The organism is Klebsiella sp. 7-CIP_Kleb., from assembly GCF_050378655.1.
GTDB classification, from domain to species: domain Bacteria; phylum Pseudomonadota; class Gammaproteobacteria; order Enterobacterales; family Enterobacteriaceae; genus Klebsiella; species Klebsiella quasipneumoniae.
On the sequence record NZ_JBNRLJ010000003.1, the window covers coordinates 108,754 to 121,509 of the forward strand.

13 protein-coding genes are annotated in these 12,756 nt (G+C 59.6%); 12 read left to right on the forward strand and 1 reads right to left on the reverse strand.

All coding sequences use genetic code 11. The features are described from left to right. Positions 1-55 precede the first annotated feature (55 nt). Entirely contained in the window at positions 56-1,429 is a 1,374-nt protein-coding gene (locus ACQUTI_RS13965; RefSeq protein WP_180405535.1) for a PLP-dependent aminotransferase family protein, read from the reverse strand. An 88-nt stretch (positions 1,430-1,517) separates the two neighbouring features. Here ACQUTI_RS13965 and ACQUTI_RS13970 point away from each other — a divergent pair, with 88 nt between their 5' ends. The 12 genes from ACQUTI_RS13970 to emrA all read left to right on the forward strand — a co-directional run bounded on the left by ACQUTI_RS13970 (position 1,518) and on the right by emrA (position 12,741). Continuing rightward, a complete protein-coding gene (locus ACQUTI_RS13970) occupies positions 1,518-1,949 on the forward strand; it encodes a carboxymuconolactone decarboxylase family protein (RefSeq protein WP_004205714.1) in 432 nt (143 codons plus the stop codon). 183 nt (positions 1,950-2,132) lie between these two features. After that, entirely contained in the window at positions 2,133-2,378 is a 246-nt protein-coding gene (gene nrdH, locus ACQUTI_RS13975; RefSeq protein WP_004205709.1) for a glutaredoxin-like protein NrdH, read from the forward strand. Continuing rightward, on the forward strand, positions 2,375-2,785 hold the full coding sequence (nrdI, locus tag ACQUTI_RS13980; protein ID WP_004205706.1) for a class Ib ribonucleoside-diphosphate reductase assembly flavoprotein NrdI: 411 nt from the start codon (positions 2,375-2,377) through the stop codon (positions 2,783-2,785). The genes nrdH and nrdI overlap by 4 nt, the downstream gene beginning before the upstream one ends. Beyond that, positions 2,758-4,899: a class 1b ribonucleoside-diphosphate reductase subunit alpha gene (gene nrdE / locus ACQUTI_RS13985; RefSeq protein ID WP_017900618.1), complete on the forward strand. Its 2,142-nt coding sequence runs from the start codon at positions 2,758-2,760 to the stop codon at positions 4,897-4,899. Before nrdI ends, nrdE begins: the two co-directional genes overlap by 28 nt. Positions 4,900-4,909: 10 nt before the next feature. Then, positions 4,910-5,872, forward strand: coding sequence for a class 1b ribonucleoside-diphosphate reductase subunit beta (gene nrdF, locus ACQUTI_RS13990; RefSeq protein ID WP_114508394.1), 963 nt, complete (start codon positions 4,910-4,912; stop codon positions 5,870-5,872). A gap of 357 nt (positions 5,873-6,229) precedes the next feature. Further along, on the forward strand, positions 6,230-7,432 hold the full coding sequence (gene proV, locus ACQUTI_RS13995; protein WP_002914328.1) for a glycine betaine/L-proline ABC transporter ATP-binding protein ProV: 1,203 nt from the start codon (positions 6,230-6,232) through the stop codon (positions 7,430-7,432). Continuing rightward, entirely contained in the window at positions 7,425-8,492 is a 1,068-nt protein-coding gene (gene proW / locus ACQUTI_RS14000; protein ID WP_004205702.1) for a glycine betaine/L-proline ABC transporter permease ProW, read from the forward strand. The genes proV and proW overlap by 8 nt, the downstream gene beginning before the upstream one ends. A 78-nt stretch (positions 8,493-8,570) precedes the next feature. Continuing rightward, a complete protein-coding gene (gene proX / locus ACQUTI_RS14005; protein WP_017900617.1) occupies positions 8,571-9,569 on the forward strand; it encodes a glycine betaine/L-proline ABC transporter substrate-binding protein ProX in 999 nt (332 codons plus the stop codon). A gap of 181 nt (positions 9,570-9,750) precedes the next feature. Further along, positions 9,751-10,497: an AzlC family ABC transporter permease gene (locus ACQUTI_RS14010; RefSeq protein ID WP_004205700.1), complete on the forward strand. Its 747-nt coding sequence runs from the start codon at positions 9,751-9,753 to the stop codon at positions 10,495-10,497. Then, the gene (gene ygaH, locus ACQUTI_RS14015) at positions 10,487-10,822 is read left to right on the forward strand and encodes an L-valine transporter subunit YgaH (protein WP_004205699.1); all 336 of its coding nucleotides are present in this window, start codon (positions 10,487-10,489) and stop codon (positions 10,820-10,822) included. Before ACQUTI_RS14010 ends, ygaH begins: the two co-directional genes overlap by 11 nt. A 90-nt stretch (positions 10,823-10,912) precedes the next feature. Beyond that, the gene (gene mprA, locus ACQUTI_RS14020; protein ID WP_002914337.1) at positions 10,913-11,443 is read left to right on the forward strand and encodes a transcriptional repressor MprA; all 531 of its coding nucleotides are present in this window, start codon (positions 10,913-10,915) and stop codon (positions 11,441-11,443) included. 125 nt (positions 11,444-11,568) lie between these two features. Further along, positions 11,569-12,741, forward strand: coding sequence for a multidrug efflux MFS transporter periplasmic adaptor subunit EmrA (gene emrA, locus ACQUTI_RS14025; RefSeq protein WP_004205697.1), 1,173 nt, complete (start codon positions 11,569-11,571; stop codon positions 12,739-12,741). Positions 12,742-12,756: the final 15 nt, after the last annotated feature.

Here is a 12,756-nt window from a genome sequence, read left to right on the forward strand (position 1 = left end):
AATGAAGATAACAAATACGCGTCAGCCCCTGCGCGCCTCTGGCCGCAGGGGTTTTTTACGCACCATCGGGTGTGACGCCGACGCTGATCGCCTCCCCCAGCCGCCGGGCCAGCGCGCCAGCCATTGCCGGCGAGCGAAGATTGGTAAAACTCATCAGTAATCCCCCCTCGCCGGTATGGCGCATCCGCCAGTCGCTCAACGCCTGTACCGCCAGCCCGGCCGCCACCGCCCGTTGGGCCAACAGGCGATCGTCGCCGCTAACCGGCATGACCAGCTGAATCCCCCCTTGCTGCGGCGTAACCTGAAAGCCCTGCGCCTGCAGAGCAGACTCCAGCCACTGCCTGCGCTGGCTGTAGCTGGCGCGCATTTTTTTCAGATGACGCCAGAAATGGCCCTGCTGGATAAAATCCGCCAGCGTCTGCTGCCACAGGGTGGGAACCGTACAGGGCTGGCGCTCCACGGTCTGCTGAAAGCGCGCCGCCAGCGCGCTCGGCACCACCAGCCAGGCGGTGCGCAGCGCCGGAAACATCGACTTGCTGAAGGTGCCCGCGTAGATGACCCGCTGTGGCGCATCAAGGCTTTTCAGCGGCGGCAACGGTTTGCCGCGATAGCGAAACTCGCTATCGTAATCGTCCTCAATGATCCATGCGTCACGCTCCGCGGCCCATGCCAACAGCTGGCGACGCCGGGGCAGCGACAGCGCCACGCCCAGCGGACTCTGATGCGCCGGGGTGAGCAGGGCAAACCGCGCCTGCGGATGATGGCGCTGGCCCCAGGCGATATCCATCCCCTCGTCGTCCACCGGGATCGCATCCACCACCAGTTGCCCGGCCTCGACCACCGGGCGGATAAAGGGATATCCCGGATCTTCCATCCACATATGCTGCCCCGGCTGTGCCAGAGTACGCAGGATCAGGTTCATAGCGGTGGCATAGTTGCCGGCGATCAGCACCTGCTCCGGCTGACAGTCGATACTGCGCGACAGGCGCAGATAGTCGACGATCGCCTGACGCAGAAGCGGGTCGCCGCCGGGATCGCCGGGCGCCAGATCGAACCGCGACTGCGTGCGCAGCCGGCGCCCCATCACCCGCGCCCACAGCCCGCGCGGAAAGAGATCCAGCGCCGGGAGCCCCATCTGAAACGGCAACGGCTCCGCCGGCGCGGCAGGTTGCGCTGGCATTACCGGCGCCAGCTGGCGCGGACTGAGCCGTTCGCTGACAAAGGTTCCCGCCTGCCCGCGTCGCTCGAGCCAGCCCTGAGCGACCAGTTCGCCCCAGGCGTTTTCGATGGTTGCCCGGGAGACGCCCTGCTCCTGGGCAAACACCCGGCTGGCGGGCAGACGGCTGCCAGGAGCCAGTTCGCCCCGTTCAATGGCGGATTTCAGCTGGCGGGCAATACGCTGATAGAGAGGGAGGTGGCTGGCTTCCATTATGGTCTGCTTTTTTCATCACAATATGGCTATCTTTTACAGTCCATTATAGTGCTATTTTGGCTGCCGTCTTAGAGAGGAGAACACCATGAGCCAATTACGTCAGCCATTCAGTGAACTAAGCCCGGAAGTCTATAAAGGGCTGGTGCAGGCCAGCCTCGCGCTGGAGAAAAGCGAACTGGGCAGCGCCCTGGTGGAGCTGGTCTATTTACGCGTGTCGCAGATCAACGGCTGCGCCTTCTGCCTTGAGAAGCACAGCCAGGCGCTGCGCAAGGGCGGCATGGCGCAGAGCAAACTGGATGCCCTGGCCGGCTGGCGGGTGAGCGACCATTTTACCCCTGCCGAACGCGCGGCACTGGCGTGGGCCGAGTCGGTCACCGACATCGCCGCCAGCCATGCGGAAGATGAGGTTTACCTGCCGCTGCGCGAACATTTTACCCCGCGTCAGATAAGCGATCTCACCTTCGCTATCAGCCTGATGAACGCCTTTAACCGCCTCGCCGTCGCCATGCGTCTGTAGTTTCGCGCAACCTTCCCCCTCCTCCGCCTGGCCATCCCGGAGGGGGAATCCTTTGCTAAAAACGCTATATATTGAGTGGTTGAAGTTTTAAATAACTACATCTAGTATTTCCTTATTGAATGGCCCACAACGTTCGACGCTACGTTTAGCGCCGTGCTGTTATCTTAAATGGAAATACGAATCATGCGCATTATTATTTACACTCGAAATGACTGCGTGCAGTGCCATGCCACCCGGCGAGCCATGGAGAGCCGGGGACTGGCCTTTGAAATGGTCAACGTCGACCAACAGCCGGATGCCGCCGACATCCTGCGCGAGCAGGGATTTCGCCAGCTGCCGGTGGTGATCGCCGGCGACCTGCGCTGGAGCGGCTTCCGCCCGGATATGATCAATCGCCTGCGTCCCTCCGTCGCGGCGGCCAGCGCATGAGCCTCATCGTCTACTTCTCCAGCCGTTCGGAGAACACCCATCGCTTTGTGCAGCGCCTGGGGCTGCCGGCGGTGCGCATCCCGCTGAACGAGCGTGAACATCTGCAGGTAGACGAGCCCTACATTCTCATCGTTCCCAGCTATGGCGGCGGCGGCACCGCCGGCGCCGTGCCGCGTCAGGCGATCCGCTTTTTAAACGACGTACATAACCGTCGACTGATCCGCGGGGTGATTGCCGCCGGCAATCGCAACTTTGGCGACGCCTGGGGGCGCGCCGGGGATGTCATCGCGCAGAAGTGCGCCGTGCCCTATCTCTACCGCTTCGAGCTGATGGGAACCCCCGACGATATCGATAACGTGCGTAAAGGAGTCAGCGAATTTTGGCAACGACAACCGCAGAACGTATAACCGCCGCCGTGGATTTTCACGCCCTCAATGCGATGCTGAATTTGTACGACAGCGAGGGCCGCATCCCGTTTGAGAAAGATCGCCAGGCGGTTGAGGCCTTTATGGCGACCCAGGTTCAGCCCAACACCCTCGCCTTTGCCAGCCAGGAGGATAAACTCAGCTGGCTCGTCCGCGAGGGCTATTACGATCCGCAGGTGCTGGCCGGCTATGACCGCGGGTTTGTGTTGGCGTTGTTCGACCATGCCCGGCGCGCCGCGTTTCGCTTCCAGACCTTCCTCGGGGCCTGGAAGTTCTACACCAGCTACGCGCTGAAGAGCTTTGATGGCAAACATTACCTCGAGGATTTCGCCGAACGCAGCGTAATGGTGGCCCTGACGCTGGCCCGGGGCGATGAACAGCAGGCGCGGCAGCTGACGGAGGAGATACTCAGCGGCCGCTTCCAGCCGGCTACCCCCACCTTCCTCAACGCCGGCAAACAGCAGCGCGGGGAGCTGATCTCCTGCTTCCTGCTGCGCATTGAGGATAATATGGAGTCCATCGGCCGGGCGGTGAACTCGGCGCTGCAGCTGTCGAAGCGCGGCGGCGGCGTGGCCTTTTTACTCTCTAACCTGCGCGAGGCCGGGGCGCCGATCAAGCGCATCGAAAACCAGTCCTCCGGCGTGGTGCCGGTGATGAAGATGCTGGAGGATGCCTTCTCCTATGCCAACCAGCTCGGTGCCCGCCAGGGGGCGGGGGCGGTCTGGCTGCACGCGCACCATCCGGATATTTTGCGCTTCCTTGATACCCGGCGTGAAAATGCCGATGAGAAAATCCGCATCAAAACCTTGTCGCTGGGGGTGGTGATCCCTGATATCACTTTCCAGCTGGCGAAAGAAGACGCGCAGATGGCGCTGTTCTCGCCGTATGATGTCGAACGGCTGTACGGCAAACCCTTCGCCGACTGCGCCATCGGCGACCTCTATCCGCAGCTGGTGGCCGACGAGCGGGTGGGCAAACGCTGGATCCGCGCCCGCGACCTGTTCCAGCGCCTGGCGGAGATCCAGTTTGAATCCGGCTACCCGTACATCATGTTTGAAGACACCGTGAACCGCGCCAGTCCAGTGGCCGGGCGGGTCACCATGAGCAATCTGTGTTCCGAGATCCTGCAGGTCAGTACGCCGTCCGCCTATAATGAAGACCTCAGCTATGCCCATATCGGGGAAGATATCTCCTGCAACCTCGGCTCGCTGAATATCGCCCATACCATGGACTCGCCGGATTTCGGCCGCACAATCGCCACCGCGGTGCGCGCCCTGACCGCCGTGTCCGACATGAGCCACATTCAGTCGGTCCCTTCCGTGGCGGCCGGCAACGCGGCCTCCCACGCCATCGGCCTGGGGCAGATGAATCTGCACGGTTACCTGGCGCGGGAAGGCATTGCCTACGGCAGCCCGGAGGGGCTGGACTTCACCAATATCTACTTTTACACCGTGACCTGGCACGCGCTGCACACCTCGATGCTGTTGGCTCGCGAGCGCGGTCAGCGCTTCGCCGGCTTCGAGCAGTCGCGCTACGCCAGCGGGGAGTACTTCGACAAATATCTGCATGAGGAGTGGCAGCCGAAAACCGCACGGGTCCGCGCGCTGTTCGCCCGCGCCGGCATCTCCCTGCCCGACCGGGAAAGCTGGCGCCAGCTGCGCGACGACGTCATGCGCTATGGCATTTACAACCGCTATCTGCAGGCGGTGCCGCCCACCGGCTCGATCTCGTACATCAACCATGCCACCTCCAGCATTCACCCGATCGTCTCGAAGATTGAGATCCGCAAAGAGGGGAAAACCGGACGGGTGTACTACCCCGCGCCGTTTATGAATAACGACAATCTGGCCCTCTATCAGGATGCCTACGAGATAGGGCCCCAGAAAATCATCGACACCTACGCCGAGGCGACGCGCCACGTCGATCAGGGGCTGTCGCTGACCCTGTTCTTCCCCGATACCGCCACCACCCGCGATATCAACAAGGCGCAGATCTACGCCTGGAAGAAAGGCATTAAGACGCTCTACTACATCCGACTGCGCCAGCTGGCGCTGGAAGGCACTGAAATTGAAGGCTGCGTGTCCTGCGCGCTGTAAGGAGATCAGGATGACCCATTTAACGCGCGTCAGCGCGATCAACTGGAACCGCATCGATGACGATAAAGATCTGGAGGTGTGGAACCGTCTCACCAGCAACTTCTGGCTGCCGGAGAAAGTGCCGCTGTCGAACGACATTCCCGCCTGGCAAACCCTCAGCGCGGCGGAGCAGCAGTTGACCATTCGCGTTTTTACCGGGCTGACCCTGCTCGACACCATTCAGAACACCATCGGCGCGCCGGCGCTGATGGCGGACGCCCTGACCCCGCATGAGGAGGCGGTGCTGTCGAACATCAGCTTTATGGAAGCGGTTCATGCTCGCTCTTACAGCTCCATCTTTTCCACGCTGTGCCACAGCAAGGAGGTGGATGCCGCCTTCGCCTGGAGCGAAAGCTGTGAGCCCCTGCAGCGCAAGGCGCAGCTGATGCTGGGCTACTATCAGGCCGACGAGCCGCTGAAGAAAAAAATCGCCAGCGTGTTCCTCGAATCCTTTCTCTTCTACTCCGGCTTCTGGCTACCGATGTACTTCTCCAGCCGGGGAAGGCTGACCAACACCGCGGATCTGATCCGCCTGATCATTCGCGATGAAGCGGTGCATGGCTATTACATCGGCTACAAATATCAGAAAGGACTGGAGATCGTCAGCCCCGGCAAGCGCGAAGAATTGAAAAATTTCGCCCTCGATCTGCTGATGGATCTTTACGACAACGAGCTGGCCTACAGCCGGGAACTGTACGGCGAGAGCGGCTGGTTCGACGACGTTAGCGCTTTCCTGTGCTACAACGCCAACAAAGCGCTGATGAACCTCGGCTACGAGGCGCTGTTCCCGGCGGAGATGGCGGCGGTTAATCCAGCGATCCTCGCGGCGCTGTCGCCCAACGCCGATGAAAACCACGACTTTTTCTCCGGTTCTGGCTCCTCCTACGTGATAGGAAAAATGGAAGAGACCGCCGACGACGACTGGGACTTTTAACCGTACTTTCACCAGGAATATCGCGACCGAATTCCTGGTGATCTATTTCGCAGAAAAGTGGGTTCATCTGTCAAATATTCTCTCCATGGCCTAACCGTCATCATCCCGTCATATTTAGCAGAAAACTGGTCTATTTCAGTCGAATTATCCAGAGATAATCAAAAAATATTACCCACAACAAATTACCGCTCAGCCCTTATATCACGGGGGCTGCGCCGCCATGTCCCTCACTCCATTTTGCCGAGAGTTTGTCATTAAGGGTTGTCACAGAATCTGAGTATGATAGGGTGTAAAAAGATCATAATCACCATTGGGTACCGTATCGCAATAAACAAATAACAGGAACTTCTCTATTGCATGGCAATTAAATTAGAAATTAAAAATCTTTATAAGATATTTGGCGAGCACCCTCACCGTGCTTTCAAATATATTGAGAAAGGACTCAACAAAGCGCAAATACTGGAAAAAACGGGGCTGTCGCTTGGCGTCAAAGACGCCAGTCTGGCCATTGAAGAAGGCGAGATATTCGTCATCATGGGGCTCTCCGGTTCGGGGAAATCCACCATGGTTCGCCTTCTCAATCGCCTGATTGAACCCACCCGCGGCCAGGTGCTGATTGACGGGGTCGATATCGCGAAAATGTCGGACGCCGAGCTGCGCGAGGTGCGTCGTAAAAAAATTGCGATGGTTTTTCAATCCTTTGCACTGATGCCGCACATGAGCGTGCTCGACAACACGGCGTTTGGCATGGCGCTTGCCGGCGTCCCGGCCGCTGAGCGAGAGCAAAAAGCGCGGGAAGCGCTGCGGCAGGTGGGGCTGGAGAATTATGCCCACGCCTGGCCGGATGAACTCTCTGGCGGGATGCGTCAGCGCGTCGGTTTAGCCCGCGCCCTGGCGATTAATCCCGATATTCTGTTAATGGATGAAGCCTTCTCCGCGCTCGATCCGCTCATTCGCACCGAAATGCAGGATGAGCTGATCAAATTACAGGCTAAGCATCAGCGTACCATTGTCTTTATTTCCCATGACCTTGATGAAGCCATGCGAATTGGCGATCGTATCGCCATTATGCAAAATGGCGAAGTGGTCCAGGTCGGTACTCCGGATGAAATATTGAATAATCCGGCCAATGATTATGTCCGCACCTTCTTCCGCGGCGTCGATATTAGCCAGGTCTTCAGCGCCAAAGATATTGCCCGTCGTAGTCCGGTCGGCCTGATTCGTAAAACGCCAGGTTTTGGCCCCCGCTCAGCGCTGAAATTATTACAGGATGAAGACCGGGAATATGGCTATGTCATCGAGCGTGGTAATCGCTTTGTCGGGATTGTGTCGATCGATTCTTTGAAAACCGCGCTCAGCGCCGGCCAGGGGATCGAGGCGGCGCTGATTGACGCCCCGCTGGCGGTGGAGGCGCAAACGCCGCTCAGCGATCTGCTCTCCCACGTCGGCCACGCCCCGTGCGCCGTCCCGGTGGTGGATGAAGAACAACAATATATTGGCATCATTTCCAAACGAATGTTGCTCCAGGCTTTAGATCGCGAGGGGGTGAATCATGGCTGATCAAACCAATCCGTGGGACAGCGCCCCGGCAACCGACAACGCCGCCCAGGCTGCAGACGCCTGGGGTGGCGCTTCTACTGCCGCGCCGACCAATGGCGGCGGCGCCGACTGGCTGCACAGCGCCCCGGCGCCGCAGCCGGAACAGTTCAATATCATGGATCCGTTCCATAAGACCCTGATCCCGCTCGACAGTTGGGTGACCCACGCCATCGACTGGATCGTGCTGCACTTCCGCCCGCTGTTCCAGGGGATCCGCGTGCCGATCGACTACATTCTCAGCGCCTTTCAGCAGCTGCTGTTGGGAATGCCGGCGCCAGTGGCGATTATCGTCTTCGCGCTGATCGCCTGGCAGATCTCCAGCCTCGGCATGGGGGTCGCCACCCTGGTATCGCTGATTGCCATTGGCGCCATCGGCGCGTGGTCGCAGGCGATGGTCACCCTGGCGCTGGTCCTCACCGCCCTGCTGTTCTGCATGATCATCGGCCTGCCGCTGGGGATCTGGCTGGCGCGCAGTCCGCGGGCGGCGAAAATTATCCGCCCACTGCTGGATGCCATGCAGACCACGCCGGCCTTTGTCTACCTGGTGCCGATCGTAATGCTGTTCGGCATCGGCAACGTGCCCGGCGTGGTGGTGACGATTATCTTCGCCCTGCCGCCCATCGTCCGTCTGACCATCCTCGGGATAAACCAGGTGCCTGCGGATCTGATCGAAGCGTCGCGCTCATTTGGCGCCAGCCCGCGACAGCTGCTGTTTAAAGTTCAGCTGCCTCTGGCGATGCCCACCATTATGGCCGGGGTTAACCAGACGCTGATGCTGGCCCTGTCGATGGTGGTGATCGCCTCGATGATCGCCGTCGGCGGTCTTGGCCAGATGGTGCTGCGCGGCATTGGTCGCCTGGATATGGGCCTGGCCACCGTCGGCGGCGTGGGGATCGTGATCCTGGCGATTATTCTTGACCGCCTTACCCAGGCCGTCGGCCGCGACGCCCGCAGTCGCGGCAACCGCCGCTGGTACACCACCGGCCCGCTGGGGCTTCTCACTCGCCCTTTCTGTCGATAAGTCGATAACAGCGCCGCTCCCCGGCACCAGCCGATGCCGGGGGGCCGCCCTTCCCGTTAAACAATAAGAGGAACCACCATGCGACATAGCACGATGATGGCCACCGCCGCCTTTGCCACCCTGATCGCCACTAGCGCCTTCGCCGCCGACCTGCCGGGCAAAGGCATTACCGTCAAGCCGGCCCAGAGCACCATCTCCGAAGAGAGCTTCCAGACCCTGCTGGTCAGCCGCGCGCTGGAGAAGCTTGGCTACACCGTCGAGAAACCGAGCGAAGTGGACTATAACGTTGCCTATACCTCGATTGCCGCTGGGGATACCACCTTCATCGCCACCAACTGGCAGCCGCTGCACGATGACATGTACGCCGCGGCGGGCGGTGATAACAAATTTTACCGCAAGGGGGTATACGTCTCAGGTGCCGCCCAGGGCTATCTGATCGACAAAAAAACCGCCGAGCAGTACCACATCACCTCCATCGATCAGCTCAAAGATCCGCAGATCGCCAAACTGTTTGATACCAACAACGACGGCAAAGCGGACCTCACCGGCTGCACCCCTGGCTGGGGCTGCGAAGCGGTGATTAACCACCAGATTGACGCCTATGGCCTGAGCAAAACCGTCACCCATAACCAGGGCAACTACGCGGCGATGATGGCCGACACCATCGCCCGTTATAAAGAGGGTAAACCGGTGCTCTACTACACCTGGACGCCGTACTGGGTTAGCGACGTGCTGAAGCCTGGCAAAGACGTCGTCTGGCTGCAGGTGCCGTTCTCCTCCCTGCCGGGCGAGCAGAAAAACATCGATACCAAACTGGCCAATGGCGCCAACTATGGATTCCCGGTCAACACCATGCACATTGTCGCCAACAAAGCCTGGGCGGAGAAAAACCCGGCCGCCGCCACTCTGTTTAGCGTCATGAAGCTGCCGATCGCCGACATCAATGCCGAGAATGCGATGATGCACGACGGCCATGCTTCTGAAGCCGACATTAACGGTCATGTTGATGGCTGGATCAAGGCCCACCAGCCGCTGTTCGACAGCTGGGTGAAAGCCGCCCTCGCCGCGCAGCAGTAACCCGCTCCCGGATAAGGCCCGACGCCTTATCCGGGCCCCCTTCCCCGCCTTTCATCCCGTCTGGGTCAGGGAAAAGCGGATTGCGGGCATTTTCATAGTGTTAAGGCGCGTCGCGCTCTGTTAAGGTGGGGACATCGGTCAATTTGCCACCTTCACATGGATCCAGCGATAAGTTATTCATATGGAAAACCCCGCGCCCTTAACCTGTGCCTTATCTGAACGTGTCGCCACCGTCGGCGAAGGCATTAAAGACAGTCTCCCCATCGTCATCAGCTACCTTCCGGTGGCATTCGCCTTCGGACTCAATGCCACCCGGCTGGGTTTCACCCCGCTGGAAAGCCTGTTTTTCTCCTGCATCATTTACGCCGGCGCCAGCCAGTTTGTGATCACCGCCATGCTGGCCGCCGGCAGTTCGCTGTGGGTCGCCGCCCTGACGGTGATGGCGATGGACGTACGCCACGTGCTGTATGGCCCCTCGCTGCGCAGCCGCATCCATACCGCGCTGAACAAAAAGAAAACCGCCCTCTGGGCCTTCGGCCTGACCGATGAGGTTTTCGCCGCCGCCACCGCCAGGCTGGTTCGCGACAACCGCCGCTGGAGCGAAAACTGGATGCTCGGTCTCGCGTTCACCTCGTGGGCATCCTGGGTGTGCGGCACGCTGGCCGGCGCCTGGTCCGGCAACGGTTTGCTGGTGGACTATCCGGCGGTGGAAGCCGCGCTCGGCTTTATGCTGCCGGCGCTGTTTATGAGCTTCCTGCTGGCCTCTTTCCAGCGCCAGCAATCCCTGTGCGTCACCGCGGCGCTGGCGGGCGCCCTGGGCGGCATTCTGTTATTTTCCATTCCGGCGGCGATTCTTGCCGGAATTGTCTGCGGGTGTCTGACGGCGCTGGTCCAGGCCATGCTGAAGGGGATGCCGGATGAACAGTGAGGTCCTTCTGCTCGGGGTGATTGTCGGCGGCGTGAACTATCTGTTTCGCTATCTTCCCCTGCGTCTGCGCGCGGGCCATGCCCGGCCTGCCCGCCGTGGCCCGGTCAGCGTGCTGCTGGATACCATCGGTATCGCCTCGATTTGCGCGCTGCTGGTGGTCTCCAGCGTGCCGGAGATCCTCGCCGATGCCCATCGTCTGGCGCCGACGCTGATCGGCTTCCTGGTGCTGGGGGGCGCCTTCTGGAAAACCCGCAGCATTATTATCCCGACCCTCCTGTCGGCGTTGGCCTACGGTCTGGCCTGGAAAATCGCCAGCGGGCTCTAAGCTTTACGTATCAATTTTGGTCAATAATTCATTTGATTTATTTGTCACAATAGTTATTATATCGGCTGTAATTAATGAGGTCATACCCAAATGGATAGTTCGTTTACTCCCATTGAGCAAATGCTCAAGTTCCGCGCCAGCCGCCATGAAGATTTCCCGTTCCAGGAGATTCTGTTAACTCGTCTTTGCATGCATATGCAAGGTAAGCTGCTGGAAAATCGCAATAAAATGCTCAAAGCGCAGGGAATTAACGAGACATTATTTATGGCGCTGATTACGCTGGAGTCGCAGGAAAACCACAGCATTCAGCCGTCCGAGCTGAGCTGTGCGCTGGGCTCGTCGCGTACCAACGCCACCCGTATCGCTGATGAACTGGAAAAACGCGGCTGGATTGAACGCCGCGAGAGCGATAACGATCGTCGCTGTCTGCATCTGCAGCTGACCGAAAAGGGCCATCAGTTTTTGCGTGAAGTCCTGCCGCCGCAGCATAACTGCCTGCATCAGCTGTGGTCTTCACTCAGCACCAGCGAAAAAGATCAGCTCGAACATATTACCCGCAAACTCCTGAGCCGCCTTGACCAGATGGAAGAAGAAGGCGTGCTGGCGGACTCTCTACGCTAAGGGCGGCGTCGCTCAGCCCATTTTTACGTTGCAAGGAAAACAGCCAGGCCAGCAGATCTCTGCTGGCCTTTCTGATAAACAGGTCGGCTCAGCCGATGTGAAATAATAAGATCGTGGAGAATAACATGAGCGCAAATGCGGAGAGCCAAACCCCGCAGCAACCAGGCAGCAAAAAAGGGAAGCGTAAAGGCGCCCTTCTGTTGCTGACATTGCTCTTCATTATTATTGCCGTGGCATATGGGATTTACTGGTTTCTGGTACTGCGTCACTATGAAGAGACCGACGATGCCTACGTGGCAGGGAACCAGGTACAAATTATGGCCCAGGTCTCGGGCAGCGTGACCAAAGTCTGGGCTGACAACACGGACTACGTGCAGAAAGGCGATCCGCTGGTCACCCTCGATCAGACCGATGCCCAACAGGCGTTTGAGAAAGCCAAGACGCAGCTGGCCGCCAGCGTGCGTCAAACCCGTCAGCAGATGATCAACAGCAAGCAGCTGCAGGCGAATATTGACGTCAAAAAGACCGCCCTCGCCCAGGCGCAGGCTGACCTGAACCGCCGTATCCCGCTGGGCGCGGCGAACCTCATCGGCCGCGAAGAGCTGCAGCACGCCCGCGACACCGTCGCCAGCGCGCAGGCCGAGCTTGACGTGGCCATCCAGCAGTACAACGCCAACCAGGCGATCGTGCTGGGTACCAAACTCGAACAGCAGCCGGCGGTGCTGCAGGCGGCGACCGAAGTGCGTAACGCCTGGCTGGCCCTGCAGCGTACGCAGATCGTCAGCCCGATTAGCGGCTACGTTTCCCGTCGCTCGGTACAGCCTGGCGCGCAGATCGGCACCACCACGCCGCTGATGGCGGTGGTTCCGGCAACTAACCTGTGGATCGACGCTAACTTTAAAGAGACCCAGCTGGCGCATATGCGCATTGGCCAGCCGGCCACGGTGATCAGCGACATCTATGGCGATGACGTGAAATACACCGGCAAGGTGGTTGGTCTGGATATGGGGACCGGGAGCGCCTTCTCCCTGCTGCCGGCGCAGAACGCCACCGGTAACTGGATCAAAGTGGTACAGCGTCTGCCGGTCCGCATCGAACTGGATGAAAAACAGCTGGCGGAACACCCGCTGCGCATCGGCCTCTCGACGTTGGTAGAAGTTAACACCACCGATCGCGATGGCGAAATGCTGGCAAGCCAGGTGCGGAGCTCCCCGGTCTACGAGAGCAACGCCCGCGAAATCGCTCTCGATCCGGTCAATAAGCTGATAGACGAGATCATTCAGGCCAACGCCGGATAATTCGGGGTGAGTGTA